Origin of the sequence: Streptomyces sp. CA-249302 (assembly GCF_050936785.1) — a bacterium.
In the GTDB taxonomy this organism is placed as follows: Bacteria; Actinomycetota; Actinomycetes; order Streptomycetales; family Streptomycetaceae; genus Streptomyces.
The window spans coordinates 675,081-700,384 of the sequence record NZ_JBNJMG010000001.1 but is presented as its reverse complement, the minus strand read 5'-3'; the positions used below and the strand labels follow the sequence as shown (position 1 = coordinate 700,384).

The window sequence follows — 25,304 nt, the reverse complement described above, 5'->3', positions numbered from 1 at the left end:
ACCGGACGTCTGGCTCGCGGGCCTCCGTCTGGGCGGCTGACCGTGCCCGCCACCGACTCCCGCCGCCGGTACGCCCTGGTCCTCCTCTGCGTCGCCGGGTTCATGGTGATCCTCGACGCACGGATCGTGCTGCTCGCCCTGCCGTCGATCGCCGACGGGTCTTCATGACCGGGACCCTGCTGTTCGGGCTGTCCTCGCTGGTGTGCGGACTCGCCTGGACGGCCCCCGCGCTGATCGTGGCACGTGCCGTGCAGGGTGTGTCGGCCGCGGTCATGGCGGGAGGCTTCGGCGCCACCGCGGCCCTGCCGGCTCTCAGCCCGGTCCTCCTGCGCGAGAGCCGCACGGAGCAACGAGCCCGTTCCTACGACCCGTTCGGCGCCCTGACCGCGACCGCCGCACTCGTCGCCGGCGGCAACCTGGTGGTGTTCCTGCTCGGCGCGAGCGCCTTCGGGATGTCGTACACCCTCTCCCGGTACGGCCAGGGCGTCCTCGGCTACTCGCCGCTGAGCTTCGGCCTCGCGAACGCCGTGATGCCGGTGGGCGCGGTCGTCGGCTCGTACGCCGGCCAGGCCCTGGTCACCCGCATCGGCGCCCGCCCCGTCGCGGCCACCGGGCTGAGCCTGGTCGGCCTCCGGCATCAACACGGCGGCCTTCCGGATCGGCGGGGCTTTGGGGGGCGCCGTGGTCACGTCGGTCGCGATCTTCCACACGGGCGGAGCGGGAGGCCCGGCCGACCTGACGGCGGGCTACCGGGCCGCGTTCACGGCATGCGTCGCACTCGCGGCGGTCGGGCTGTCCTGCGCACTGGTGCTGCCGCACCGGAAACCACAACTGCCCACCCGGGCCCGGCCGATCACACGTGAATCCCCGCGTCCAGTGCGTTGGTGATCGCCTTCACTCCGCCGTGGGCCGCGTAGCCGCCGTCCACCGCGATCTCCGCGCCGTTGACGTACGACGCCTCGTCGGAGAGGAGGTAGACGACCAGGGGGGCGACCTCGTCGACCGTGCCGCCGCGGCCCTGGGGGGTCATCGAGATGTGGGCCTGGACGAAGACCGGGTTGGCGGACGACATCAGGGGGGTTTCGATGTAGCCGGGGTGGATGATGTTCGTGCGGATGCCGTGGGGGGCCAGTTCCAGGGCGGCCACCTTCGAGAGGCCCCGTAGCGCCCATTTGCTTGTCGTGTACGCCACCGCGTGGTGGGCGGTGAGGCCGGCGACCGAGCCGACGTTCACGATGGAGGAGCCGGGCGGCATCAGGGGGGTGAGGGCCTGGATGCCCAGCAGGGCGCCGGTCGTGTTGACGGCGAACGCGCGGTTCCAGTCGGCGAGTTCGACCGTGCCGAGGCGGGCCCGCATCGGGATGCCCGCGTTGTTCACCAGGCCGTGCACGACCTCCAGGGACCCGGCGAGCGCCGCCCAGTCCTCCGGCGACGACACGTCCAGATGCCGGTAGGTCACGTCGAGTCCGTCGGCGCGCAGCTCGGCGGCCAGCTTCTCGCCCGCCTCGTCGAGGACGTCGGTCGCGATCACCCGCGCACCCTCCCGGGCGGCAGCCGCCACCTCGGCGGCCCCCTGCCCCTGCGCGGCTCCGGTGACGACGACGGTGCGGCCCGCCAGACGCGTACGGCTCACGGCTCCTCCAGTGTGGCTGCGGGATGTCTCCCGTCCACGCTAGGAAGCCACGGTCAGCTCCGGAAACGCGTGTTCTTCATGGCTGTCATCCGTGGCCGCGATCTCCTCCGCCGAGGACTCGCCCAGCGCGGCCCCGACCTTCCGCACGGTCTCGCGCAGCCACCGATGGGCCGGGTCGGAGTGCCGGTTGTGGTGCCAGTACATGGCCTCCACCAGCGGTACGTCCGGGAACGGCGTCGGTACGACGGCACAGCCCGCGAAGGACTCGTAGCGCCGGGCGAGCCGCTCGGGCACCAGGGACACGAGGTCCGTGCCGCCCACCAGGAACGGCAGCACGTTGAAGCCGGGCGTGCTGACCTGCACCTTCGGCGTGATGCCGAGCGTCTCCAGCTGCCGGTCGGCGGGCGTGAGCTGGCCGATGGCGCAGGCGGCGTGCGGCATCTCCGCGAGGTCGCGCAGCGTGATCCGACCGTCCACCAGCCGCGGGTTGTCCGGGGCGAGCATGCACACGAACCGGTCGTGCATCACCGTCTCGCTGACCCCCGGCAGCTGGTAGCCGAGCGGCACGATCATCAGGTCGTGGCAGCGCAGATGCGTCTCGGTCTCTATCTGCCCGTGCACGATGGGGTGGAAGTCGATCCGCACCCCCGGCGCCTCCTCCGCGATGACCCGCAGCAGCGGCTCCACGAACACCATCATCACGTAGTCGGACATCACGACCGAGAACCGCTGTCTGCTGCGCGCCGGGTCGAAGTGCTTGGTCAGCGACAGCGCCTCCTCCGCCTTGTGCAGCGAGGCCTGGACGACCGGCAGCAGCCGCTCGGCCAGCGGGGTCAGCTCGTACTCCCGGCCGACCCGCACCAGCAGCTCGTCGTTGAAGTGCCGGCGCAGCCGCGCCAGCGAGCCGCTCATCGCGGACTGGCTGGTGGACAGCCGTACGCCCGCGTGGGTGACGTTCTTCTCCTCCAGGAGGGCTTCCAGCGCCACCAGAAGATTCAGGTCGATAGCTCCGAGACCCATGTGTGTCTCCTTCCGGCCGCGTCGTTGAAGCTCGGTGAAATCGGAGCGTAACGACGGGGTTCGCGCCGAGGAAGGGGCTCGGAGGCAACTCACAGGGATCCGATAACAGCCATCGGATCCCCGGATGTGTGCAGGTCAGAGCCGACCGGTGGAGTTACGGCCGTGGGGTACGGCCGCGCTTGCGGGCGCGCGGAAGATATACGTCCGTACGTCCGGGGACCACGCGGTTGGAGAGGCTGCCGAGGCGTTCCACGCTCAGCGTGACCTCGTCACCCGGAGTGAGCGGCGGCGGGGTGCGCTCCCCGAGCCGGCCCCAGAACTCCGCCAGCGCGCCCCAGCCGCAGGTGCCCGAGCCGAGGACGTCCCCTGGGCGCACCCAGGTGTCCCGGGCCGCGTAGGCGACCATCTCGTCGAAGGTCCACGAGCAGTTGGCGAGGGTGTCGCGGCCGATCAGCTCGCCGTTGAGGGTGACCGTCATCTCCAGGTCCAGGAAGCCGTCCGCGTCCCGCCGGTCCTCCACCTCGTCCGCGGTGACCAGGTACGGGCCGAGCGTGTTGGCGAAGTCCTTGCCCTTGGAGAAGCCGAGGCCGAGGTTCTTCTCCGGCTTCTGGAGGTCCCGTGCGGACCAGTCGTTGAAGACCGTGTAGCCGACGATGTGCTCGCGGGCCTGCTCGGGCGTGAGGTCGCGTCCGGCGCGGCCGATGACCGCGCCGACCTCCAGCTCGAAGTCGAGCACCGAGCAGCCCGCCGGGACCGGTACGTCGTCGTGGGCGCCGTAGGCCGCGTGCGGGTTGGTGAAGTAGAAGTTCGGTGCCCGGTACCACTCCTCGGGCACGTGCTCCAGCCCGTCCAGCGACTTCGACACGCCCTCGATGTGCGCCTCGAAGCCGACGAAGTCACGGATGGACGGCGGCTTCAGCGGCGGCAGCAGCCGTACCTGATCCACCGTCAAGTCGCTTGAGTACCGGAGGGCTTCGACGCCGGCGGCGTGCAGCACCTCCTGCTCGACGAGCGTGAGGATGGTGACACCCTCGGGCAGCGGATGGATCACGCCGTCCCGCACCGCCCCGGCGCGCTCCTCGCCCTGGAACTCGTATGTCGCGAAACGCATGCCTCACTGCTCCCAGTGGTTGGTGTTGGTGACGGCCCCGGTGCTCAGATAGCCCGCGAACAGGCCCTTGGGGTCGCGGGCGGCGCGGATCTCCTGCAGCCGCCGCCACTGCTCCTCGCCCATGAACCGCAGCTGCCGGACGGTGAAGTCGGAGTCCCCGAGGTACTGCCCGGCGGTCACCGGCTGCATCGCGGTCATCGCCCCGTCCAGCCAGGCACGCAGTTCGGCGTCCCGCTCGGGCTCGTCGTGGACGACGTAGGTCGCGCAGTAGATCTCGGACTGCAACGAGAAGGCCATGTCCGGCAGTCGGCGCAGGGGCGCCATCGAGAACCAGATGGTGAAGGTCTGCCGGGTGGGGTGCGTCGTGAACGCCTCACGGATCGCCGGTACGACCTCCTCGGCCGGGCCGGTCAGCCAGGCGTTGTCGACGAGGTAGCGGTGGCCCTCGGGGTTGGCGGTCCGCTGGCCCGCCAACTGCTCGGCCAGCGTGGTGGGTTGGGCCTCGACCCGGAACAGGGCCCGGTCCGCGTACGGATTGGCGTGCAGCGGGGCCAGCACCTCGGCGGCCTGCTCCGGGCTGTCGGTCATCGACACACCCGTGACCAGCAGCACCGGCTCGTCCAGATCGGGCGGTGTCTGGGTGAGCGCGACGATCTCGACCAGGTCGGAGACCGTGTGGTGCATGCCGTGCAGCCAGGTCATGACCTCGTCGAACAGGTCCAGCGGATACGCGTGCACGGTGTGCCCCAGGTGCTTCGGCAGGGGGCGGGTGCGCAGGTGGAAGCGGGTGACGACGCCGAAGAAGCCGGGGCCCGCGCCGCGCGCCGCCCAGAACAGGTCGCTGTTGTGCGTCTCGTCGGCGCGCACCAGCTCACCCTCGGCGGTGACGACGTCGATCGCCACGATGTTCTCCGCCGCCCAGCCCCAGCCGCGCGCGTTCCAGCCCTGCCCGCCCTGGAGCAGGAAGCCGCCGATGCCCACGGAGGGACAGTGCCCGCCGTTGAAGAAACGGCCGAACTCGCCGAGGAACGGGTTGAGTTCGTCGCCGCCCTTGACGCTGGGCGTCGCCGTGACGAGCTCGGACTCGGCGTCGTACGCCATCTCCCGGAAGTCCCCGAGGTCGATCAGCAGCGCCTCCGAACGCACCGACCAGGCGGCCCAGCTGTGCCCGCCGGAGCGCACGGCGACCTGCCAGCCGCGCTCCAGGGCGAGCCGTACGCCCTCGACGACGTCCTCCTCGGTCCGCGCCTTGAGTACCGCCGCCGGTGAACGGCCGGACGGGCGGCGGGCGTTGAAGACCCGCCCGAAGCAGGCCTCCGCGAAGTCCTCGTCGCCGGGGAAGTGGAGGGTGCCGGAGAATCGGTTCATGGCGGCGCTCACTTGATCGCGATCGGGTTGACGGGGGCGCCCACCGCGCCGGTGACCGGGAGCGGGGCCGCGACCAGCAGGAACTCGTAGACTCCGTCGGCCGCGCAGTCCTCGGCCAGCGCCTCCAGATCCCACATCTCGCCCAGCGGAAGGCCCATGTTGGGGATGGCGATCTGGTGCAGCGGGGACATCGCGGGCTCGGCGAACTCGTACGGACGTACCTCCAGTCCCCAGGTGTCGGAGGCGATCGCCGCGATCTCGGTGCGGTGCAGCCAGCCGAGGGTGGTGAACGAGAGCCCCGGTGCGTCGCCGGCCGCGTACGTGCCCCAGCCGCCCAACCGCCGCACCCGGCCGATCTGGCCCGTCCGCACGAGCACCAGATCGCCGCGGCGGACGGTCGAGGTCGCGCCCTGCGCCTCGACGGTCGCGCGCAGGTGTTCCTCCAGGATCGGGAATCCGTCGGGGAGTTCACCGAGCTCGTCGCCGACCGCGCGGCCCACGTCCAGCAGCACACCACGGCCGGTGAACGCGTCCCGCATGTGCTCGATGCCGGTGACCGAGTCGCCGTCGCCGTTCACGATCGTGCACGGACGGCCGTTCCAGGCCTGCTTGTTGTCGTAGATGTGGCCGAGCCCGTCCCACTGGGTGGAGGCCTGCAACGGCATCACGATGTGGTCGTCCGCGCCGCCGAAGCCGTGCGGGAAGCCCTGGGTGCCGGCCGCCGCGTCCGAGCCGGTGTCCTTCATGTAGTGCACGGGGTTGATCCGGCCGCGGAAACCGCGCTGCGGACCGTCCTCGTTGAACTCCAGGGAGAGGGAGAAGGACCGCCCGCGCCGGACGAGTCCGGCCGCGTGGGCCCGGATCGCGTCGTCGATGAAGTTCAGCGTGCCCAGCACGTCGTCCGCGCCCCAACGGCCCCAGTTCCGGTACGCGGCACGGGCCTTGGCGAGCTCTTCCTCGATCGGGCCGAGGGGGGTGTGGGGGGTCATCGGGTACGTCCTTTCAGCAGCAGGTCGAGAGCGTTGCCCCCGGCGATCGCGGCACGGTCGGCGGGGTCGAGGCCGGCGGCGTCCAGGCGGGCGACCGGATCGTCGACGCCCATGTCGAAGGGGTGGTCCGTGCCGAGCACGACCCGGTCCGCGCCCACCTCCTCGATCAGATGGCGCAGGGCGCGCGGGGTGTAGACGAGCGCGTCGAACCACATGCGCCGCAGATAGCTGCTCGGCGGCTCGGCGCAGCCCCGTGCGTCCTCGCGCACCCGCCAGGCGTGGTCGGAGCGTCCGATGTACGTCGGCAGATAGCCGCCACCGTGCGCGGCGACCAGCTTCAGCCGTGGATAGCGGTCCAGGACCCCGGTGAAGATCAGGTGGGACAGCGCGACCGTCGTCTCGACCGGCTGGCCGACCGTGTTGCCGAGGTACTGCGTCGCCAGCCGCCGGCCGAGCGAACAGCCCCACGGGTGCACGAAGACGACCGCGCCCAACTCCTCGGCCTTCTGCCAGAGCTCGTCGTGCCTCGGGTCGGCCAGCTCCCGTCCCTCGACGGTCGTCGAGACGCTGACGCCGTACAGGCCGTGCTCGGTGACCGCCTGGTCCAGCAGGGCCACCGCGAGGTCAGGGTGCTGGAGCGGGACCGTGCCGAGGCCGTACAGCCGCTCGGGCGCCCGGGCGCAGTGCTCGGCCACCGCCTGGTTGACGGTGCGGGCGAGACGGACGGCGAGGTCCGGGTCCGCCCAGTAGTGGTGCATCGGCATCGGGCCGACCACCTGGATGTCGACGCCCATCGCGTCCAGGTCGGCGAGGCGCTCGGAGACATCGGTCAACTTCCCCGCCAGCCGCTGGAGTTGGGCCCGGTTGGCGGCCATCGACGCGGGGGAGTGGGCGCGCTGTTCCGCCGCCAGCTCGGCGGCGAGACCCGGTGTGCCGGCCACCAGGGCGTCGGCCGCCGGGACCGCGAGATGGCCGTGGAAGTCGACGACCGGCGTGTTCATGCGGCCGCCGTCAGCGACTCGAGGGTCTCCGACATGATGCGGGCCGGGTCGGCGCCGGGCGTGCCGGGGTGGATCTCCCACTCGGCCAGCTGGAGCGAGTTGCGCAGCACCATCTGCACCCGCGGCAGCCGACGGGACATGAAGTGGTCGAGCGCCTTCTCCAACGGCTCCTCCCCGGTCACCAGCTCCGCCAGGAGCACCGCGTCCTCCATGCACATCGCGGCACCCTGCGCGATCAGCGGCGGACAGGCGTGCGCCGCGTCGCCGACGACCATGGTGCGGCCCCGGTGCCAGGGCTCGTCCACCAGCACCGCCTCGATCCATCGGTAGTCGACCGCCGTGTCGTCGGGCAGCGAGGCGATGACCTTCCCCCACGTGCCGCCGTACCCGGCGCCCCGCTCCCGCATCAGCGCCAGCGGGGCACGGGGGCCGATCAGCGAGGCGTCGAGGTTCTCGTCGAGGAGGTAGGCGTAACAGCTGTCGGCGGAGATCGGGCTGTAGCCCGCCTTGAAGCGGGGGCCGCCGTAGTACACCTCCGCGCAGTCCATCTCCGCCGGGCGCTCGGCCACCACCCGGAAGATCGACATGCCCACCGGGCGCGGTCGTTCCGCGATGCCGATGAGACCGCGCATCGCCGAGTTGATGCCGTCGGCGCCGACGACGAGGTCGTAGCGGCCGGTGCTGCCGTCCGTGAAGGCGACGTCCACGTGCCCGGGGGACTGGTCGAGCCGCTCGACGGTCAGTCCGAGCCGGACCTGGACGCCGTGCGCGTACACCGCGTCGCACAGCGCGTTCTGCAGGTCGGAGCGGAGCGCGCCCGCCGTGGACGGCAGGTCCGGGCCGCCGGTGTGCGGGGTCGCCAGCTCGGTGATCAGCCCGCCGTCCGCCCGCCGCAGCCGCATGATGTCGAACGGCACCGCCCGGGCCAGCACCCGCTCCAGCACGCCCACCGAACGCAGCGCCTTCAGCGCGTTGCCCTGGACGGTGATGCCGTGGCCCACCCCGAACCACTGGGGGGCGATCTCGACGAGGTCGACGTCGGCGCCGCGCTGGGCCAGTGCCAGCGACAGCACGCTTCCGGTGATGCCGCCGCCGACGACGAGCACCTTCGATACGGGCATGGGCGATCCTTGCGAACGTAGAAGAGGAAAAGGGGAGGTCAGCCGAGGAAGCGCGGCCCCAGCTCGTGGAAGTGGGTCACGGCCGGCGGCTCGGCGAAGAACGGGCCGACCAGGGCCCGCCAGCGCCCGAAGCGCTCGGACTCCCGGAAGCCGACCATGTGCGCCTCCACCGACTCCCAGCCGACCAGCAACAGGAAGGTCCGCGGCCGCTCCTCGCAGCGCAGCAGCTCGGCCCAGCGGAACCCGTCGGCCTCGGCGAGCACCTCGCGGGCCTTGCCGAAGACCTCCTGGAACTCAGCTTCCCGGCCGGCCGCCACGGTCAGCTCGGCATGCTCGACTACCACGTCGTTCTCCTCGGGGTGGGGTGCTCCGAGCCTGATCGGCGGTGAGTGCAGGGTCAACGGATCGAGGCATCGGCAAGGGGGACGTCATCCATCCCGTACGGCGATGGACGTGCCGCACGGCCGAGCCGCACATCGCCGCAGGCAGGGGCGAGACCGGGCCGGTGATGGCAGGCATCGCCAACGGCCATTTCCGCCGCCCCGCGCGGCTGCCTAGCGTCGACGGTGAGCACCCGCATCCGTACGAGGAGAGCCGCCCGTGCCCGACCCACTCGCAACTCACGCCGGACCGTTCGCGCTCGGCACCTTCAGCCGCGGCCCGGCCGCCTTCCCCGGCCTGGTCACCGGCGCCCGTGTGCGCGACCTGTCCGACCAGGTCCCGTCCGTGCGTGCCCTGGTCGACGACTGGGACACCTGGCTGCCCCGCCTGCACGAGCTCGCCGCGTCGGCCGACGGCACCTGGCACGAGCTCGCCGAGCTGCGCGTGCTGACCCCGATCGAGCCCGGCCAGATCCTGCAGAGCGGCGCCAACTACCGCAAGCACGTGGTGGATCTGGTCGCCGCCGAGAAGGAGAGCGTGCACGGCGCCACCCCCGAGGAGGCCCGCGCCGACGCCGAGCAGATGATGGACGAGCGGATACGCAACGGGGTCCCGTACGTCTTCCTCGGCTCGGTGCGCGCGATGTGCGGCCCGTACGACGACATCGTGCTCCCCGAGCTCGGCGAGCAGCACGACTGGGAGCTCGAACTCGCCCTCGTCATAGGGAAGTCGGGCCGCAACATCCCGGCCGGGGAAGCGATGGAGTACGTCGCCGCCTACACGATCTGCAACGACCTCACCACCCGCGACCGCCTCTACCGCCCCGATCTGAAGGCCATCGGCACCGACTGGTTCACCGCCAAGAACGCCGACACCTTCCTGCCGACCGGCCCCTTCCTCGTCCCGGCCGCCTTCGCCGGCGACCCCGGCGACCTGCGGATCACCCTCCGGCACAACGGAGTCGTCCGCCAGGACGAGTCCACCAAGGACATGATCTTCGACATCCCGCGACTCATCGCGTACGTCTCCACGACCACCACCCTGCGCCCCGGCGACCTGCTGCTCACCGGCTCCCCGGCCGGCAACGGCGCGCACTGGGGCGTCTTCCTCAAGCCCGGGGACGTCGTGGAGGCGGAGATCACCGGCCTGGGCCACCAGCGCAACACCGTCAGGAGCCACGCATGAGCTTCCAGCCGATCACCCATCTGCGCCATGTCGACCTGGCCGTACCGGACTTCGAGACCCAGCGCGCCTTCTACGGCACCACCTGGGGCCTGACCGAGGTCGCGAACGACAGCGGTATCGCCTTCTTCGCCGCCGAGGGCAGCCCCGAGCAGTACATCGTGCGGATCCGCCGGGACGAGCGGAAGCGGATGGACCTGGTGGCCTTCGGAGCCGTCTCGCCGGCCGCCGTGGACGAGCTGGCGGTGCGGCTGGGGCGGTCCGGGATCCAACTCGTCCACGAACCGAAGGTGTTGGACACTCCGGGCGGCGGCTACGGCTTCCGGTTCTTCGACCCGGACGGGCGGGTCGTCGAGGTGTCGGCCGATGTCGAGACCCGCACGCACCGCAAGATCGAGGAGCGCGAGGCCGTCCCGGTGCGGCTCTCGCACTGCGTGGTCAACTCCCAGGACCCGGAAGGGCTGCGGGACTTCTACATCGAGCACCTCGGCTTCCGGCTCACCGACACCCTGTACTCGACGCACATGGGTGACCTCATGTACTTCCTGCGGTGCAGTCCCCTGCACCACTCCTTCGCCATCGCGCGCGGACCCCATGTCTCCCTGCACCACGCCTCGTTCGAGATGCGCGGGGTCGAGGAGTACATGCGCGGCACGGGGCGGGCGCTGCGCGCCGGGACGCGGCTGACCTGGGGGCCCGGACGGCACCTCGCGGGCGACAACACCTTCTCGTACTTCCACGACCCGCACGGCAACACCGTCGAGTACACCACCGAACTCGCCGTACTCGAAGAGGACTTGTGGCACCCGGGCCGCCACGACGTCGACGACCCGATCACCCAGGACCAGTGGGGCACCGCCGACCCGATGAGCGAGTCGGTCGCCAAGGAGCAGTTCAACGACCCCGACGTGCTGTTCCAAGCGCCGCCCGTCTGAGCAACCACCCGCAGAGAGGCCGCAGTTGTGGCAGAGATCCTGAAGCACGCCGTACCCAAGGCGGATGTCACCGCCGCCCTCGGCCAGGTGCGTGAGACCGTCGCCGGCGTCATCGCGGACATCCGCGAGCGCGGCGACGCGGCGGTGCGCGCGTACTCCGAGAAGTTCGACAAGTGGAGCCCGGACTCCTTCCGGCTGAGCGAGGAGGAGGTCGGGAAGATCGTCGCGTCGGTGCCGCAGCAGGTCATCGACGACATCCGCTTCGTGCAGGAGCAGGTGCGCACCTTCGCCCGCCACCAGCTGGACTCCATGGGGGAGTTCGAGGTGGAGACGCTGCCGGGCGTGCGGCTCGGGCAGAAGCACATCCCGGTGCAGGCGGCCGGTGCCTACATCCCCGGCGGGCGTTACCCGCTCACCGCCTCCGCCCACATGACCATCGTCACCGCGAAGGTGGCGGGCGTGCCCCGGGTGGTCGCCTGTACGCCGCCGATCCACGGCGAGATCCCGGCCGCGACCGTCGCCGCCATGCACCTCGCCGGAGCCGACGAGATCTGGCTGCTCGGCGGCGTCCAGGCCGTCGCCGCGATGGCCGTCGGCACGGACACCATGCAGCCGGTGAACCTGATCGCCGGGCCCGGCAACGCCTACGTCGCCGAGGCCAAGCGGCAGCTCTTCGGCGAGATAGGCATCGACCTGTTCGCCGGCCCGACCGAGATCCTCGTCCTCGCCGACGACGACGCCGACCCCTTCGTGTGCGCCGTCGACCTGCTCTCCCAGGCCGAGCACGGCCCGGACTCCCCGGCCGTCCTCATCACCACCTCGCGCGAGGTCGCCGAGAAGACCATCGCGGAGGTCGAGCGCATCCTGCCCGGGATGCCGACGCGCGACTACGCCGGGCCCGCCTGGCGCGACCACGGCCAGGTCCACGTCGTCGACACGATCGACGAACTGTACGCACTGGCCGACGAGTTCGCCTTCGAGCACGTCGAGGTGCTGACGGCCGAGCCGCGCCAAGCGCTGTCGCGCATGACCCAGTACGGCGCCCTCTTCCTCGGCGAGGGCACCTGCGTGTCCTTCGGCGACAAGGTCATCGGCACGAACCATGTGCTGCCGACCCGCGGCGCCGCCCGCTACACCGGCGGACTGTGGGTGGGGAAGTACCTCAAGACGGTGACGTACCAGGAGGTCACCGACACCGACTCGCAGGCTCTGCTCGGCCGGCTGTGCGGGCGTGCCTCGCGTGTCGAGCTCTTCGAGGGCCACGCCCGCTCCGGTGACGTACGGGCCGCGAAGGCGGCCGGTGACGAGCTGCCCTGGAACACCGCGTGAGGCTGGACGGGCGTACGGCGCTCGTCACCGGCGGGGGAGGACCGCTGGGCCGGGCCTTCGCGCTCGCCCTCGCGGAAGCCGGCGCCCGGGTGGTGCTGGTCGGCCGGAACGAGCAGGCCCTCGCGGAGGCCGCGGCCAAGGTGGGCGACGCGGCGCGCACGGCCGTGTGCGACGTCTCCGACCCGGCGTCCGTGCGGGCACTGGCCGCCGAACTCGCCGACAAGGACGTGTCGTTGCTCGTCAACAACGCGGGCGTCGCGGGCCCGGTGCGCCCGCTTGTCGACATCGAACCGGACGAGTGGGACGAGGTGTTCGCCGTCAACGTCCGAGGCGTCTACCTCATGTGCCGGGCGTTCCTCCCCGCGATGATCGAGGCCGGCCGGGGAGACGTCGTCAACGTCGCCTCGGTCAGCGGCAAACGTCCGCTGCTCAACCGCACCCCGTACACCGCCTCCAAGATGGCTCTCCTCGGCCTCACCCGGACGCTCGCGGGCGAGGTCGGCCCGCACGGCGTCGCGGTCAACTCCCTTTCCCCGGGCCCGGTTCGGGGCCCGCGCATGGACCGCAACTTCCGGCTCACGGCCGAACTGACCGGCTGCACGGTCGAGGAGGCCGAACGCGACTTCGCCTCCCGGGCCGCCCTCGGCCGGCTGGTGGAGGAGGACGAGGTGGCCCGGGCGCTGGTCGCGATGCTGGCGATGCCCGGCCTGTGCGGGGCCGACATCGACCTGTCGGCGGGGATGATCGCCCCGGCGTAACCGCGACAGGGCTTTACGAACGGCGAGGTGGACGGCGTGACAGCCGCCCGCCTCGCCGTCGTGCGTGCACGGCCGAACCGCCTATGGCCACTCTGTGTAATCGCCATGAAACCGGCCGCCCGATCCGAGGCATCGGGTTCCGGGATGTGTATGTGAAGTGCCTATTCCCTGTTCCCCACGGCTGCTTCACTCCCTCGTGCGCACCTCAGGTGCCCTGGTCCGAGCCGTCGCCGCCGCGCATCTGACGGCCGGTTCGTCACGCTGCGCATCGGCGCACCGATCCCCTGGGAAGGCAAGCAATGACGCTCATCACCCGACGCTCCCTACTGATCGCCGGCACGGCCGCCACGGCCGGCGCCCTGCTCGTCCCGGCCGGCTCCGCCACGGCGGCGCCGACGGCGACCGGCAAGCAGATCACGGTCGGCTCCGGCGAGACGTACGAGCTCTCCGCGACCACCCGGGTGAGCCGACTGACCATCGCGGAGGGCGGCAAGATCGCCGCCCCCGACGGCTACAGCCTCTCCCTCACCGTCAACGGCGTGGAGACCGGCCAGCTGCTGACCGAGACCGGCGGCACGGCGACCCTGATCCAGCCCGGTACCTACCAGGGCGACGTGGTCCTCACGGTGGCGGTCGCGAACGAGGTGACGTACGAGACGCTCACCTTTCCCTTCCGCCAGGCCCTCTTTGTCGACGCGGACGGCGTCGTGCGCGACAAGTCCGTCCTCGCGGCCGTGCTCGGCGGCAAGCTCACCGACGCCCTGGCCCGCAACGTGTCGGTCACCTCGACCGGCGAGTGCTTCGACGGCGTGTTCGTCCAGGACGCCACGTACACGCTGGACCGGCCGGCCATCTCCCTGACCGGGAACGGGCGTTGCGACTTCGCGGGCTACGGCGCCGCGGTCGTCGGCGACGGCTCGGCCACCAAGCTGGTCGTGGACGGCGCCCGCATCAGCAACAAGGGCGTCGTCCGCACCGGCGTCATCTCCAACGACGGCGCCAACGTCGTCGTCAAGAACTCCACCGTCCGCTGCCGCAACGGCGTCCTCCCCGCCGACTACCAGGCCACCGTCGAGACCCCGTACATGGAGTCCGTGCCCTGGATGCTCGGCCTCGACGGCAACGTCCGCGCCACCAACCTCATCGGCAAGAACAGCCGGGCCACCTACCTGAACTCCACGGTCTTCTCCGAGACTTGGGGCGCCCTGTCGGTCGAGGGCGGCAGCGGGCTCAAGCTGACCGCGGTCAACAGCCACGTCGGCAACACCGGCGAGTACGGCTACGGCACCTACGCCATCGGCGACGCCACCGTCCGCGTCCTCGGCTCCCGCTTCGACGTCGGCAGCTACGCGACCATCATCGCCGGGCCGGCCGCGGTCGTGCACTACGGCGACAGCAGCAAGGACGCCGTCGCCGCGCTCAACACCGAGCTGGAACTCGGCCTGAGCGCACCGGAGTTGGCTTCGATCCCGGCCCGCAACACGGTCGTCAACTCCGGCCACTTCGGCTACATGTTCTTCGGCGCCGGTCAGTTGACCCTCGACGGCGGCACGGTCGTCAACTCCGAGCGTGCCACCTTCCTCAACAAGGGCCAGCAGACCACCATCACCGTCGACGGCTCCAAGGGCGCCCGCCTCAACCCGCGCGACGGCATCATCCTTCAGATGATCGAGCTGGACGACCCGGGCCCGGTCAACGTCAACGGCAAGATGATGAACGTGGGTGTCTACACCGAGCCCACCACCGACCCGACCAAGGACTCCACCTTCGACATTACGGCCGTCCACACCACCGACGGAGCCGCCACCTTCACCTCGATCGCGGTCAGAGGCGACTTCTACAACGGCATGCGCAAGGGCAAGAACATGGTCCTCACCTTCGAGGACTCGAAGGTCGAGGGCGTCATCTCCGCGACCAGGGCCAAGCACCGGGTCTCCAGCATCGACTCGTCCACCTACTACGAGCTCGGCATCGTCACCAACACCGTCCAGGCCGCCGTCAACAACGGCGCGATCGTGCAGCTGAACAGCGGCTCCGCGTGGACGGTCACCGGCACCTCGTACCTGACCTCCCTCACCCTCGCCGCCGACGCCGCCGTGAAGGCGCCGCGCGGCAGGTCGGTGAAGATGACGGTCGACGGCACCGAGACGGCCGTCGCCGCAGGCCAGAGCTACACCGGCGCCATCGTCCTCACCGTGGTGTGACGTCAGGAGGCGGAGGCGGACCGTGCCTCCGCCTCCTTGGCGATCTCCTCGAAGCGCGCGCCCATCGCCTCGGCCAGGGCCTGGGCGCCCGACAACGGCCGCACCATGACCATGAACTCGTCGATCAGACCCTCCTCGTCCAGGTGGATGAAGTCACAGCCGGTCAGCGTCCGGTCGCCCACCCGCGCGGTGAACACCAGCGCGTGGTCGCGGCCGTCGTCGCCGGCGAGCTCACGGTCGTACCGGAAGTCCTCGAAGACCTGCGACACCGCGCGCAGGATCGCCGCCGTGATCGCCCTGCCGGGATACGGCTTGAAGACGACCGGGCTGGAGAAGACGACGTCCTCGGCCAGCAGCCCCTCGACGGCGTCCATGTCCCCGGCCTCGACCGCCTCGCGGAACGCTCGCACTCACACCACCCCGTAATCAATTTGTTGAGTAGGTGTGGATGAGGGTAATCAGTCGCCGTGAGGGTGTCCACTAACCTGATGCGGATGTTCAGCCCCGAAGGCCCCAGCCTGCGTGAACTCGCCGTCCAGGCGTTGTCGTCCGTCGAGCACGGCTACGACCTGCTCGCGCCGAAGTTCGACCACACCCCCTTCCGTACGCCCGCCTCGGTGCTGGACGCCGTCGCCGCGGCGCTGGCGCGTTCGGGGCCCTACGACACCGGCCTCGACCTGTGCTGCGGCACCGGCGCGGGCGTCGAGGTGCTCGCGCGGGTCTGCCGGAGCAGCGTCACCGGCGTCGATTTCAGCGCGGGCATGCTCACCGTGGCCCAGGAGCGGGTGCGGCCCGAGGGGCCGGAGGTCTCCTGGGTCCGGGCGGACGCCCGCGCGCTGCCGTTCCGCCCCGGCTTCGACCTCGTCGTGAGCTTCGGGGCGTTCGGCCACTTTCTGCCGGACGAGCTCCCGGGCCTGTTCGGCCAGGTCCATTCGGTGCTGCGGCCGGGCGGCCGCTTCGTCTTCCCGGTGCTGGCGCCGCCCCGACCCTCGTCGCCCGCGTACTGGATGCTGCTCGGCTTCGACGCGGTGATGCGGGTGCGCAACGCGGTCTGGCGGCCGCCGTTCGTGATGTACTACCGGGCCTTCCGGCTCGGCGAGGTACGCCGGGAGCTGGAGCGGGCCGGGTTCCGGGTCGAGCTGGAGGCGCTGCCGGAGTTCGGGCGGCGTGGTGACGGGAGCCCGCGGGTGCGGCTGGTGACGGCGGTCAGGATCTGAGCCCGGCCGATCACGGGTCGGATGCGTCGAGCACCCTGCCCAGCGCCAGCGTGATCGCCGCGTCCGGGCCCAACTTCCTTCCCTCGCCCACCACTTCGGTGAAGCGAGCGTCGCCGAGCGAGGCGCGCAGGCGACGTTCGTACTCGCGGTGGAAGACCGTGCGGTCCGGCCTGCCGAGCTGTGGCAGACCCGCCGCGTACCAGAGGCGCCGGCTGACGCCGAGGAGACGGGCCGCGAGCTCGTCCTCGCCGCACGCGGCCTGCGCGGCCACCAGCAGGTCGGCGACGGCGGCGACGCCCAGCCGGTCGTTCACCCGCCACTTGGCGGCCAGCGCCGAACGGGCGTGGTGCACCGCCTCCTCCGCGCGCCCCAGACCGATCCCGGCCAGCGACACGAAGAAGTCGCCCCAGGCCCGCATCCACAGCTCCCCGCGCTCCGCGCAGTCGGCCCGCAGCCGCTCGGCGACCGCCGCGCACCGCTCGAACGCGGCCTGGCCGGCCAGCAGATAGGCCTGCACGGCGAGCGTCAGCAACTGGAAGAACTCGGCCCCGCCGTCCCCGGCCGGCGCCTGCCCGACGCTCCCGTACAGCACCGCGGACCGTGCGGACTCGCCCCGCACGGCCAGGCTCGCGCCCGTCAACGGCAGGGCGGGGACAGGGAGCTGACGCTCCTCGGCGAGCCACACATAGGCGGCGCTGACCGACTCGGCGGCCTCCAGGTCGTCCGGTACGACGGTCACCAGCCGGTGTGCCCATACCGCGAGGGTGTGCTCGGGCCCGCCCTCCTTGGGGGCACGGCGCAGGGCCCGTTCCAGATAGGCGCGGCCCTCCTCGGCGAAGCCGCAGGCGAACCAGAAGTACCAGAGGGAGCCGGTGAGTTCGAGCGCGGTCTCGGCCTCCGGCGCGGTCAGGCACTCCTCGACGGCCAGGCGCAGATTGGCGTGTTCGGCGCTGAGCCGCTCCGCCCACATACGCTGGCCGGGCCCGATCCACTCCGCCTCGCCCTGGCGGGCGATCCACCGGAAGTAGTCCCGGTGCCGCCGCCGCACTGCCTCCTCCTCGCCCAGCCCGGTCAGCCACTCGGCGCCGAAGGAGCGGACCGTGTCCAGCATCCGGTAGCGTCCCACCGGATTCTCGCCGTCCCGGGTGACGATGGACTTCTCGGTGAGTGAGGCGAGTAGCGCCAGGATCTCCTCCGCGTCCAGCGGGCCGCCGTGGCAGACGAACTCGGCCGCCTCGACGTCCCAGCCGCCCGCGAACACCGAGAGGCGGGCCCACAGCAACCGCTCGAGCGGCGTGCACAGTTCATGGCTCCAGCCGATCGCGGTGCGCAGCGTCTGGTGCCGGGCCGGCCGCGACCGGGCGGAGGAGACCAGCAGGTCGAAACGGGAGCCGAGGCCCTCCAGGAGCCGGTCCAGGGGGAAGCCGCGCAGCCGGACGGCGGCCAGCTCCAGGGCCAGCGGTATGCCGTCGAGGCGGGCGCACACCGCGGCCACGTGCGCCCGGTTGGCGTCGGTCAGCGCGAACGACGGCACCGCGGCCGCGGCCCGCGCGGCGAACAGCGCCACCGCGTCGTCCCGTTCGCCCAGCGGCAGCGGGGCCACGGTCAGCAGATGCTCGCCCGGCACCCCGAGCGGCTGCCTGCTGGTGGCCAGCACCCGTAACTGCGGGACGTGCGCGAGCAGTTCACCCACCACGTGGGCGCACTCGTCCAGCACATGCTCGCAGGTGTCCAGGACGAGCAGCACCGGTGCCCCCTCCAGGTGCTCGCACACCGCCTGCAACAGCGGACGCAGCGTCTGTTCCGCCAGCCGGGTCGCCTGTGCCACTGCGTTCGTGAGCAGATCCGGATCGCGCAGCTCCGACAGCTCCACGAGCCACGCCCCGCCGGGGAGGCCGGAACGCGCGGCATGGGCCGCCCGCAGCGCCAGCCGTGACTTGCCCACACCTCCGGGTCCCGTCAGCGTCACCAGCCGCTCGGTTCCCAACACCTCGGCGATGACGGTGAGTTCGGTGCGCCGGCCGATGAAGGAGTTCGCCTCCGCGGGAAGGTTGCCGATCCTGCCGCCCTGCACCGAGGCCGCCATCGTCCCCCCTCACCGGAACCGATGGCGGTCACCATAGCCCCTCACGGGAGCCCTGTTCCGGGCGTACCTTGGAAGCGGTCCGCACACACAGGGAGGTGCGGGAATGTCCGTCGTACCCACCCAGAAGACCGTGGGACAGATGCGACACGGCGACCATCTGCTGCTCGGGTACGACACCGACGAGGAGCGCGAGACCGTACTTGCCGCGTTCCTACTGGACGGCCTGGCCAGCGGACACCGCGGGCTGCTGCTGCCGCCCGCCGACATCCCGGCGGGCCTCGCCCTCTCCTTCCTGGAGACGCACGGCTGCCGGGTCGACGAGGAGATCGCGGCCGGGCGGCTGCGAGTGGACCCGCATCTCGCCGGGCCCGACGGGCTGTGGGACCTGGACGAGGTGATCCGCCGCGAGGCGCGGCTCGCGGTCGGCGACGGCTTCCTCGGCCTGCGCGTGTGCACGGAGATCCTGCGCGCCCGGGCCGGCAGCGGCCTCAAGTCCCTGCACGACAGCGAGCTGCTGCTCGACCCCGTGTTCGCCTCGCTGCCGGTGCTCGGCATCTGCCAGTACGACCGCCGGGTCTTCGACGAGACGGAACTCGCCCCGCTCACGGGATTGCACCACGGCCGGGTCGGCGCCGACGACATCTGGCACGACGACCTCCTCACCATCACCCGCACCTTCGCACCCCCGGGCCTCGCGCTGGCCGGCGAGGTCGACGACACCAACGTCACCGCCGTCGCCCGCGCCCTGCAGGCCGAGACCGCCCGCGCCCACTGCCACACCGCGGACGGCTTCCGCACCCGCCTCGACCTGCACGAGCTGACCTTCATAGACGTGGGCGCCCTGCGCCTGCTGGTGTTCACCGCCCTCGGCCTGTACGCGGCCGACGGCACCCTCGAACTGTCCGGAGTCGCCCCCCACATCCAGCGGGTGATGCGCGTGACGGGCTGGGACCGGGTCCCCGGCCTGCGGATCGAACCGGAGGGAGCAGGACCATGACCGGCCTCGTCCACCAGGCGCTCCGCTACCGCTCGGAGGACGAATTCCTTTACGCCACCCCCGAGTTCGTCAGTGACGGACTGGACGCGGGCGACGCGGTCCTGGCGGTCGTGGCCGTCCCCAACCTCGCCCTCAACGTCGCCTTCGCCGGCTCCGGCCACTGGATCCTGTGCCCCTACGACACCCGGACCCTCCCCGAGGCCGTCGTCCACGGCGTGGCCCGTGCTCACCCCGAGCTCGTCCACGAGCGGGGCAGCGCCTACACCGACCCGGCGGTCTTCAGCACGGAATGCGACGCCCACCGCCCGGACCGCCTGCCCGCCGGCCCGGACGGCAGCCCCTTCTCCCGCGGCCGCTCGGCCACCGTCCGCCCCGCCCTGACCGCCTACGCCCGCCGCTTGGGCCTGCCCGAGCAGCGGACGTAGGACCTCGTGGCGGCGGTGCACGAGGCCGTGGTCAACGCCGTGCGCTACGGCGGCGGTCAGGGTGTCGTACGGCTGCACGGCGACCGCGAGTACGTGATCTGCGAGGTCTGCGACAGCGGGGCACCCGCCTCGGGACCCCGCCCGCCCTTCCCCGGCCGTATGCCGCCTTCACCGAGGGCCGTGAACGGCCACGGGATGTGGCTCGTACGGCAGTTGAGCGATCTGGCTGTCGACGCCCTCGACCCCGCGGGCTCCGTCGTACGGCTGTACTTCCGGGCGCCCGCCCCCGCTCACCCCGCCGCGGGCAGCGTGAACTCGTAGACCAGGGCGTCCTGTTGGGCGTCCACCACCAGGTCGGTGATCTCCAGCGGCCGCGCGTACTGGTCGTGCACGCGCCGCCGCACCCGCACCGAGGGCGCGTCCGCAAGGGGGGTGATGGAGTCCCGGTGGTACAGGGTCAGGCCCGCCCGGCGCATCCAGTCGTAGGCGCGGCGCAGTTGGGCCGAGGCGGCTCCGTCCGTGCGGTCACGGTACCGGGCCAGTTCCTCGACCTCCGACAGGGCCACGGCCGAGAACGACGTGACCGCCGTACGCCGTCCGCGGCCGTCGGCGCCCGCCGACTCGTAGCGGTGCACCAGTGTCCGGCGGTGCGGGGCGAGCCCCAAAGCCTCGGCGTGTTCCGGCGGGGGAGGCTCCCAGGTGACTGTGGCCCGGTCGGCGGAAGCGGCGTCCGCGGTGCGGGCGCCGAGCGGGAAGGCCGGTGTGGACGGGGTGTGCACCGGCAGTCCGGGCAGCGTGGCGTGGCTGCCCCGTCGGTCGGTGGCGACCAGACCGTCCCGGCGAAGCACCTCCAGCGCCTGCCGTACGGTCTCCCTGCTGACCCCGAAGTGCCCGGCCAACTGCCGTTCGCCCGGCAGCCGTTCACCGGGCGGGACGGTGCCGTCGCGCAACTCGCCGAGCAACTGCGTCGCGACGCGCCAGTACAGCGGCCGCCCCTCGGCCGGGTCCTGATCGTGCGGAGTGGTGCGGGCCATGCCGCGCCTCCTGTTGGTGACATGCCGTAGTCGTGCGGGTCGATTGCGTCACCAGATCTAGCATTGGTCTAAACCAGCAGGGAAGGGCGGCCCGGCGGTTCGGCCGAAACCGCACCGCCCGCCGCACCCCTCACAGTGCGCTGTACAGGGCCTCGATGAGCGCCATCTTCCGCGGGTCGTTGGCGATATGGGGCCCCATACGGTTCATCACGTAGCCCAGCGAGACGTCCGCCTCGGGGTCGGCGAGTCCGCAGGAGCCGCCGAAGCCGTCGTGTCCGAAAGCCCTCGGGTTGGGCCCGTAGGAGCCGTTGGCTCCGCTCAGCCACAGGCCGAGCCCGAGCTCCGTCTCCTCGTCGAGCCCGGCACCGAGCACCAGGTCCCGGCAGCTGCCCTGGCCCTCGCGCACGCGCTCGGCCGCCGCCTCGGACAGGACGCGGTGACCGTCGTAGGATCCCCGCCCCGCGAAGATCCCGTACAGCGCGGCGACCGCACGCGCGGTGCCGTGCCCGTTCGCGGCGGGAATCTCGGCGGCCCGCCACGCGGCGGTGTTGGCCTCGTCGGCGCCAATGATCGGATTGGTCAGTGCGGCGAGGGCCGCGGGCGTCAACTGGCTGAAGATCGCGGCCTGTTCGCTGCTCGAAGCGGCAGGCGGATGCACCAGCTCGCCCGCCCGCCCGGCCTCCGTCTCCGGCAACCCGATCGTGAAGTCGATCCCGAGCGGCCCGGTCACCTCCCTGGCCAGAAAGGCCCCCGGCCGCAGCCCCGAGACCCGCCGCACGACCTCCCCGACCAGGAAGCCGTACGTGAACGCGTGGTACCCGGACGCCGTCCCGGGCTCCCACCAGGGCTCGGTCGCCGCGAGCCGCCGTGTCGTGAACTCCCAGTCGTAGAGCTGCTCCAGCGAGTGCGGCTCACGCGGCCCGGACAGTCCGGCCCGGTGCGACAGCAGATGCCGTACGAGCACCTTCTCCTTGCCGCCCGCGGCGAACTCCGGCCAGTACTCGGCCACCGGCGCGTCGAAGTCGAGCAGCCCCCGGTCGGCGAGGATGTGCGCGGCCAGCGCGACGGGACCCTTGGTCGTCGACCACACGTTGACGAGCGTGTCCCGCTCCCACGGCCGACTGCGCGCCGAATCGGCCCACCCGCCCCAGAGATCCACGACGACCTCGCCGCCGACCCGCACGGTGACGGCGGCGCCGAGCTCCCCGCGTTCCCGGAAGTTCTCCTCGAACGCCGTCCGCACCGCCGTGAACCGCTCGTCGCAGTGACCGTCCACCGCAGGCTCGTGCTCCGCCATGGCATCCTCCGCCGTCCGCCGGAAACCCGGACCGCGACGCTGCGGCCCGGGCATCCAGAACGTACCGACTGGTCGGACTGGAGGGAAGGGTTTTCAGACGTACGACTTCAGCCAGCGCAGCTTGGCCGCCTCCTGGTACGGCCCGCCGCCCTCGTGGTCGTTGAAGTCGTACACCTCGATGTTCTTGTCCGCATGGGCCCAGGAGTTGAAGGCCGCGAAGACCGTCGAGGGCGGGCAGGTCTGGTCCTCCAGGGCCGCCGAGAAGAGGGCGGGGGCGCCGGCGCGGGTGGCGAAGTGGACGCCGTCGAAGTAGGAGAGGGTGCGCAGGGCGTCCTCGGACCGGCCGCGGTGGGTCTTGAGGAACAAGCCGATCTCGCGGTACGGGTGACGGTCCGTCAGGGTCGCCGCGCGCGGGTAGTCGCACAGGAACGGGACGTCGGGAGCGGCCGCGACCAGGTCGGGGACCAGGCCGGCGACGGCGATCGTGATGCCGCCGCCCTGACTGGCACCGAGCACCACCGTGCGGGAGGCGTCGGCCAGCGGGTGGGTGCGGGCCGCCTCGACGGCGCGGACCGCGTCCGTGAACACCCGGCGGTAGTAGTAGTTCTCCGGCGCGTCGATGCCCCGCGTCATGAAACCGGGGTACGCGGGCGCGCCGCCCACCGGGTCCGCGGTGCCGCCACCGCCGCCCCAGGCGCTGCCCTGGCCGCGTGTGTCCATCACGAAGTGCGCCCGGCCCGTCGACGCCCACAGCAGGTGCTCGTGCGGAAGGCCGCGTCCGCCGCCGTAACCGATGAACTCCACGACCAGCGGCAGTGGTTCGGCCGCCGCGGCGGGCAGCCTCAGCCAGCCCTTCACCGGGTGGCCGCCGAACCCGGCGAACGTCACGTCGTACACCCGCACGGTCGTCAGACCCGTGTCGACCGGTTCGAAGCGGACGTCCAGGTCGTGCTCGCGGGCCTCCTGGAGGGTCTTGGACCAGAACGTGTCGAAGTCCTCGGGCTTGCTGGACGCGCTGCGGTACTCGTGGAGCTCGTCGAGGGGGAGGTCGAACAGGGCCATGTAGGACCGCCTTTGAGGAGGAACAGTGCCGGATGATCACACCGTACGTGTGAGGTCCGACGACTCGCCAGGCCTTCGGCGGACCACGCCTCTACGATGACGCCATGTCGTCAGTCGTGGATCTGCTGGTCAAGGACGCCGGAATGCTGGTCGTGGACGGGGACCGGGAGATCCCCGGCGGCTGGGTGGCCGTCACGAACGGTCGGGTCACGGCGGTGGGTGAGGCAGGCAGCGAACCCGAGGCGGGTACGACCGTTTCCGCAGGTGGGCGGCTGGTCACCCCGGGTCTGATCAACACCCACCACCACATCTACCAGAACCTCACCCGCTCCTACGCCCCCGCTGTGAACGGCACCCTCTTCGACTGGCTGACCACGCTCTACCCGCTGTGGTCCGCCCTCGACGAGGAGGCCGCGTACGTGTCCGCGTACGTCGGCATGGCCGAGCTGCTGATGGGCGGCTGCACCACGTCATCCGATCACCTGTACGTCCATCCCCGCCCGAACCTCGTCGACGCCGAGATCCGGGCCGCCCGCGACATCGGCTTCCGCTTCCACGCGACCCGGGGTTCGATGACCCGGTCCGTCGAGGACGGGGGACTGCCACCGAGGAGCGTCACCCAGACCACGGACGAGGTGCTCGCCGACAGCGAGCGGCTGATCAAGGCGCACCACGACCCGGAGCCGGGCGCGCTGATCCGGGTCGCGCTCGCGCCCTGCTCGCCGTTCTCGGTGACCAAGGAGGTCATGACGGCGACCGCGGAACTAGCCGAGCGGTACGACGTACGCCTCCACACCCACCTCGCCGAGGACCACGACGAGGACACGTACTGCCTTGAGACGTACGGCTGCCGGCCCGTCGAGTACTTCGAGGACTGCGGCTGGATGAGCGACCGCACCTGGGTCGCCCACTGCATCTACCCGAACGACGACGAACTGCGCCGCCTCGCGGACGCGGGTGTCGGGGTGGCGCACTGTCCCAGCTCCAACATGCTGATCGGCGGCGGCACCGCTCGCGTCCGGGAGATGCGCGAGCTCGGTCTGCCCGTCGGCATCGGCTGCGACGGCTCCGCCTCCACCGACCACGCCTCGCTCTGGATGGAGACGCGGGGCGCCCTGCTGCTGGGCCGCTACCGCGGCGGCCCCGGCGCCATGACCGCCCGCGACGCCCTGGACCTCGCGACCCGCGGCTCGGCCCGCTGCCTCGGCCGCGCCGACGAACTGGGGCAGCTGCGGCCCGGCGCCTGCGCCGACCTGGTCGTCTGGGACCTCCACGAGGTCGCCCTCGCGGGCGCGCTCAGCGACCCGGTCGAGGCCTGGCTCCGCTGCGGGCCGGCCCGTGCCTGGACGACGATGGTCGGCGGCCGGGTGCTGGTGGACCGGGGCGAACCCGTCCTGCCGGGGTTGGCCGGGGCGCTGCGGGACCACGGGCGGATCGCGCGGCGGATGCAGGAGGTCCGCTAGCGGCCTGGGCCCTCCCTCACACCGTGTCCGTCGGCCCGCTGTCCGGCCCGCCCGCCTGTCGTCGCGTCCACAGCGGTTCCGTCCGTACCCACTCCGTGTCCCACTCGGTCAGCCGACGGCCGAGGGCGACCCGCTGGACGACCGCGTTGGCCAGAAGCACCACGGCGATTGTGCCGCCCGAGACGCAGATGCCGACGGTGACCGTGTGCTGCCAGATCTGGCTCGGACCGGGTGGTGCGGGGACCGTCCGGTTCTGTGCGTCGAACCAGACGTCGACCGTGTCGCCGTGCCGGGTGCCCGCGGGGACGCGCGCCCTGGTGGTGTGTGGTCCCGTGACCGGATCCGTCCAGCGGACGTCCACCCGGAACGAGTGCTCACGCCCGCCCTGCACCGAGGGCAGCTGGTCCGGCGTGGTGCCGACGACCTCGGCCCGCACCCGGTGCCGCTCGGCCCGCTCCGCTGCCGCGACGGACCGCGCCTCGTCGTGCGCCCACCAGCCGACGAGCAGGCCCGCCAGCGGGGCGCCCACGAACAGCAGGACCGTGACGAGCAGCGCCGTCCACGCCTCGACGACGTCCGACCGGCGCCGCAGCGTATTGCGCCGCCAGCGCCAGCCGCGCACCCGGGTTCGCATTGTCGACCTCCTCGCCGTCATCGGAGCCGGAGGGGCCGTACCTGTCAGGTCCGTATT

Annotated in this window: 26 protein-coding genes; 12 read left to right on the top strand and 14 right to left on the bottom strand. The window is 71.7% G+C overall.

Features of this window, described 5'->3' with window-relative positions:
- Window positions 1-42: 42 nt before the first annotated feature.
- Both ACQEWB_RS03150 and ACQEWB_RS03145 read left to right on the top strand, forming a co-directional pair.
- On the top strand, window positions 43-168 hold the full coding sequence (locus tag ACQEWB_RS03150; RefSeq protein ID WP_432826767.1) for a hypothetical protein: 126 nt from the start codon (window positions 43-45) through the stop codon (window positions 166-168).
- Window positions 165-863: a hypothetical protein gene (locus tag ACQEWB_RS03145; protein ID WP_432826765.1), complete on the top strand. Its 699-nt coding sequence runs from the start codon at window positions 165-167 to the stop codon at window positions 861-863. Before ACQEWB_RS03150 ends, ACQEWB_RS03145 begins: the two co-directional genes overlap by 4 nt.
- On the opposite strand, the gene ACQEWB_RS03140 is transcribed toward ACQEWB_RS03145, so the two are convergent.
- From ACQEWB_RS03140 to ACQEWB_RS03105, 8 genes are all read right to left on the bottom strand, one after another.
- Window positions 854-1,633, bottom strand: a complete 780-nt coding sequence (locus tag ACQEWB_RS03140; protein ID WP_432826763.1) for an SDR family NAD(P)-dependent oxidoreductase — start codon at window positions 1,631-1,633, stop codon at window positions 854-856. The genes ACQEWB_RS03145 and ACQEWB_RS03140 overlap by 10 nt on opposite strands.
- A gap of 39 nt (window positions 1,634-1,672) precedes the next feature.
- Complete coding sequence (locus ACQEWB_RS03135; protein ID WP_432826761.1) at window positions 1,673-2,653, bottom strand: LysR family transcriptional regulator; 981 nt, start codon at window positions 2,651-2,653, stop codon at window positions 1,673-1,675.
- 154 nt (window positions 2,654-2,807) lie between these two features.
- Window positions 2,808-3,764 carry a fumarylacetoacetate hydrolase family protein gene (locus ACQEWB_RS03130; protein ID WP_432826759.1) on the bottom strand — a complete coding sequence of 319 codons (957 nt, stop codon included), beginning with the start codon at window positions 3,762-3,764 and terminating at the stop codon, window positions 2,808-2,810.
- A 3-nt stretch (window positions 3,765-3,767) separates the two neighbouring features.
- A complete protein-coding gene (locus ACQEWB_RS03125; RefSeq protein WP_432826757.1) occupies window positions 3,768-5,132 on the bottom strand; it encodes an FAD-binding oxidoreductase in 1,365 nt (454 codons plus the stop codon).
- An 8-nt stretch (window positions 5,133-5,140) separates the two neighbouring features.
- A complete protein-coding gene (locus tag ACQEWB_RS03120; protein ID WP_432826755.1) occupies window positions 5,141-6,121 on the bottom strand; it encodes a cyclase family protein in 981 nt (326 codons plus the stop codon).
- A complete protein-coding gene (locus ACQEWB_RS03115) occupies window positions 6,118-7,122 on the bottom strand; it encodes an amidohydrolase family protein (protein WP_432826753.1) in 1,005 nt (334 codons plus the stop codon). Before ACQEWB_RS03115 ends, ACQEWB_RS03120 begins: the two co-directional genes overlap by 4 nt.
- The gene (locus ACQEWB_RS03110) at window positions 7,119-8,243 is read right to left on the bottom strand and encodes an FAD-dependent monooxygenase (protein ID WP_432826751.1); all 1,125 of its coding nucleotides are present in this window, start codon (window positions 8,241-8,243) and stop codon (window positions 7,119-7,121) included. Before ACQEWB_RS03110 ends, ACQEWB_RS03115 begins: the two co-directional genes overlap by 4 nt.
- Window positions 8,244-8,281: 38 nt before the next feature.
- A complete protein-coding gene (locus tag ACQEWB_RS03105; protein WP_432826749.1) occupies window positions 8,282-8,587 on the bottom strand; it encodes an antibiotic biosynthesis monooxygenase family protein in 306 nt (101 codons plus the stop codon).
- Between the two features lie 256 nt (window positions 8,588-8,843).
- On the opposite strand from ACQEWB_RS03105, the gene ACQEWB_RS03100 reads away from it, so the two are divergent.
- The 5 genes from ACQEWB_RS03100 (at window position 8,844) to ACQEWB_RS03080 (ending at window position 15,032) form a co-directional block, all read left to right on the top strand.
- Window positions 8,844-9,809 (top strand): fumarylacetoacetate hydrolase family protein, encoded by a 966-nt coding sequence (locus ACQEWB_RS03100; RefSeq protein WP_432826747.1) that lies wholly within the window; start codon window positions 8,844-8,846, stop codon window positions 9,807-9,809.
- Window positions 9,806-10,741, top strand: a complete 936-nt coding sequence (locus tag ACQEWB_RS03095; protein ID WP_432826745.1) for a VOC family protein — start codon at window positions 9,806-9,808, stop codon at window positions 10,739-10,741. Before ACQEWB_RS03100 ends, ACQEWB_RS03095 begins: the two co-directional genes overlap by 4 nt.
- 27 nt (window positions 10,742-10,768) lie before the next feature.
- Window positions 10,769-12,070: a histidinol dehydrogenase gene (gene hisD, locus ACQEWB_RS03090; protein ID WP_432826743.1), complete on the top strand. Its 1,302-nt coding sequence runs from the start codon at window positions 10,769-10,771 to the stop codon at window positions 12,068-12,070.
- Window positions 12,067-12,828 carry an SDR family NAD(P)-dependent oxidoreductase gene (locus tag ACQEWB_RS03085; RefSeq protein ID WP_432826741.1) on the top strand — a complete coding sequence of 254 codons (762 nt, stop codon included), beginning with the start codon at window positions 12,067-12,069 and terminating at the stop codon, window positions 12,826-12,828. Before hisD ends, ACQEWB_RS03085 begins: the two co-directional genes overlap by 4 nt.
- Before the next feature lie 299 nt (window positions 12,829-13,127).
- The gene (locus ACQEWB_RS03080; protein ID WP_432826739.1) at window positions 13,128-15,032 is read left to right on the top strand and encodes a hypothetical protein; all 1,905 of its coding nucleotides are present in this window, start codon (window positions 13,128-13,130) and stop codon (window positions 15,030-15,032) included.
- Between the two features lie 2 nt (window positions 15,033-15,034).
- Here the strand turns inward: ACQEWB_RS03080 and ACQEWB_RS03075 are convergent, their stop codons facing one another.
- Window positions 15,035-15,442 carry a nuclear transport factor 2 family protein gene (locus tag ACQEWB_RS03075; RefSeq protein WP_432826737.1) on the bottom strand — a complete coding sequence of 136 codons (408 nt, stop codon included), beginning with the start codon at window positions 15,440-15,442 and terminating at the stop codon, window positions 15,035-15,037.
- An 84-nt stretch (window positions 15,443-15,526) separates the two neighbouring features.
- Between ACQEWB_RS03075 and ACQEWB_RS03070 the strand changes: the two genes are divergently transcribed.
- On the top strand, window positions 15,527-16,249 hold the full coding sequence (locus tag ACQEWB_RS03070) for a class I SAM-dependent methyltransferase (RefSeq protein WP_432826735.1): 723 nt from the start codon (window positions 15,527-15,529) through the stop codon (window positions 16,247-16,249).
- 10 nt (window positions 16,250-16,259) lie between these two features.
- Here the strand turns inward: ACQEWB_RS03070 and ACQEWB_RS03065 are convergent, their stop codons facing one another.
- Entirely contained in the window at window positions 16,260-18,335 is a 2,076-nt protein-coding gene (locus ACQEWB_RS03065; protein ID WP_432826733.1) for an ATP-binding protein, read from the bottom strand.
- Window positions 18,336-18,438: 103 nt separating this feature from the next.
- Here ACQEWB_RS03065 and ACQEWB_RS03060 point away from each other — a divergent pair, with 103 nt between their 5' ends.
- Genes ACQEWB_RS03060 through ACQEWB_RS03050 form a run of 3 tightly spaced genes read left to right on the top strand, consistent with a single transcriptional unit; the run spans window position 18,439 to window position 20,078 of the window.
- Window positions 18,439-19,332, top strand: coding sequence for an MEDS domain-containing protein (locus ACQEWB_RS03060; protein WP_432826731.1), 894 nt, complete (start codon window positions 18,439-18,441; stop codon window positions 19,330-19,332).
- The gene (locus tag ACQEWB_RS03055; protein WP_432826729.1) at window positions 19,329-19,757 is read left to right on the top strand and encodes a hypothetical protein; all 429 of its coding nucleotides are present in this window, start codon (window positions 19,329-19,331) and stop codon (window positions 19,755-19,757) included. Before ACQEWB_RS03060 ends, ACQEWB_RS03055 begins: the two co-directional genes overlap by 4 nt.
- A gap of 6 nt (window positions 19,758-19,763) precedes the next feature.
- Window positions 19,764-20,078, top strand: coding sequence for an ATP-binding protein (locus tag ACQEWB_RS03050; protein ID WP_432826727.1), 315 nt, complete (start codon window positions 19,764-19,766; stop codon window positions 20,076-20,078).
- On the opposite strand, the gene ACQEWB_RS03045 is transcribed toward ACQEWB_RS03050, so the two are convergent.
- The 3 genes from ACQEWB_RS03045 to ACQEWB_RS03035 all read right to left on the bottom strand — a co-directional run bounded on the left by ACQEWB_RS03045 (window position 20,048) and on the right by ACQEWB_RS03035 (window position 23,150).
- Window positions 20,048-20,791 (bottom strand): GntR family transcriptional regulator, encoded by a 744-nt coding sequence (locus ACQEWB_RS03045; protein WP_432826725.1) that lies wholly within the window; start codon window positions 20,789-20,791, stop codon window positions 20,048-20,050. The two genes, ACQEWB_RS03050 and ACQEWB_RS03045, sit on opposite strands and share 31 nt — an antisense overlap.
- A 130-nt stretch (window positions 20,792-20,921) precedes the next feature.
- Window positions 20,922-22,088, bottom strand: a complete 1,167-nt coding sequence (locus tag ACQEWB_RS03040) for a serine hydrolase domain-containing protein (protein WP_432826723.1) — start codon at window positions 22,086-22,088, stop codon at window positions 20,922-20,924.
- A 93-nt stretch (window positions 22,089-22,181) separates the two neighbouring features.
- Window positions 22,182-23,150, bottom strand: a complete 969-nt coding sequence (locus ACQEWB_RS03035) for an acetylxylan esterase (protein ID WP_432826721.1) — start codon at window positions 23,148-23,150, stop codon at window positions 22,182-22,184.
- 104 nt (window positions 23,151-23,254) lie between these two features.
- Between ACQEWB_RS03035 and ACQEWB_RS03030 the strand changes: the two genes are divergently transcribed.
- A complete protein-coding gene (locus ACQEWB_RS03030) occupies window positions 23,255-24,613 on the top strand; it encodes an 8-oxoguanine deaminase (protein ID WP_432826719.1) in 1,359 nt (452 codons plus the stop codon).
- A 16-nt stretch (window positions 24,614-24,629) separates the two neighbouring features.
- Here the strand turns inward: ACQEWB_RS03030 and ACQEWB_RS03025 are convergent, their stop codons facing one another.
- Window positions 24,630-25,247, bottom strand: coding sequence for an Rv1733c family protein (locus ACQEWB_RS03025; RefSeq protein ID WP_432826717.1), 618 nt, complete (start codon window positions 25,245-25,247; stop codon window positions 24,630-24,632).
- Between the last annotated feature and the right edge of the window lie 57 nt (window positions 25,248-25,304).

Coding starts and splice junctions, on each gene's coding strand:
- ACQEWB_RS03145 (WP_432826765.1), top strand. CDS start 165: ATGACCGGGACCCTGCTGTTCGGGCTGTCCTCGCTGGTGTGCGGACTC.
- ACQEWB_RS03135 (WP_432826761.1), bottom strand. CDS start 2,653: ATGGGTCTCGGAGCTATCGACCTGAATCTTCTGGTGGCGCTGGAAGCC.
- ACQEWB_RS03130 (WP_432826759.1), bottom strand. CDS start 3,764: ATGCGTTTCGCGACATACGAGTTCCAGGGCGAGGAGCGCGCCGGGGCG.
- ACQEWB_RS03125 (WP_432826757.1), bottom strand. CDS start 5,132: ATGAACCGATTCTCCGGCACCCTCCACTTCCCCGGCGACGAGGACTTC.
- ACQEWB_RS03120 (WP_432826755.1), bottom strand. CDS start 6,121: ATGACCCCCCACACCCCCCTCGGCCCGATCGAGGAAGAGCTCGCCAAG.
- ACQEWB_RS03115 (WP_432826753.1), bottom strand. CDS start 7,122: ATGAACACGCCGGTCGTCGACTTCCACGGCCATCTCGCGGTCCCGGCG.
- ACQEWB_RS03110 (WP_432826751.1), bottom strand. CDS start 8,243: ATGCCCGTATCGAAGGTGCTCGTCGTCGGCGGCGGCATCACCGGAAGC.
- ACQEWB_RS03095 (WP_432826745.1), top strand. CDS start 9,806: ATGAGCTTCCAGCCGATCACCCATCTGCGCCATGTCGACCTGGCCGTA.
- ACQEWB_RS03080 (WP_432826739.1), top strand. CDS start 13,128: ATGACGCTCATCACCCGACGCTCCCTACTGATCGCCGGCACGGCCGCC.
- ACQEWB_RS03070 (WP_432826735.1), top strand. CDS start 15,527: ATGTTCAGCCCCGAAGGCCCCAGCCTGCGTGAACTCGCCGTCCAGGCG.
- ACQEWB_RS03065 (WP_432826733.1), bottom strand. CDS start 18,335: ATGGCGGCCTCGGTGCAGGGCGGCAGGATCGGCAACCTTCCCGCGGAG.
- ACQEWB_RS03060 (WP_432826731.1), top strand. CDS start 18,439: ATGTCCGTCGTACCCACCCAGAAGACCGTGGGACAGATGCGACACGGC.
- ACQEWB_RS03055 (WP_432826729.1), top strand. CDS start 19,329: ATGACCGGCCTCGTCCACCAGGCGCTCCGCTACCGCTCGGAGGACGAA.
- ACQEWB_RS03045 (WP_432826725.1), bottom strand. CDS start 20,791: ATGGCCCGCACCACTCCGCACGATCAGGACCCGGCCGAGGGGCGGCCG.
- ACQEWB_RS03040 (WP_432826723.1), bottom strand. CDS start 22,088: ATGGCGGAGCACGAGCCTGCGGTGGACGGTCACTGCGACGAGCGGTTC.
- ACQEWB_RS03035 (WP_432826721.1), bottom strand. CDS start 23,150: ATGGCCCTGTTCGACCTCCCCCTCGACGAGCTCCACGAGTACCGCAGC.
- ACQEWB_RS03030 (WP_432826719.1), top strand. CDS start 23,255: ATGTCGTCAGTCGTGGATCTGCTGGTCAAGGACGCCGGAATGCTGGTC.
- ACQEWB_RS03025 (WP_432826717.1), bottom strand. CDS start 25,247: ATGCGAACCCGGGTGCGCGGCTGGCGCTGGCGGCGCAATACGCTGCGG.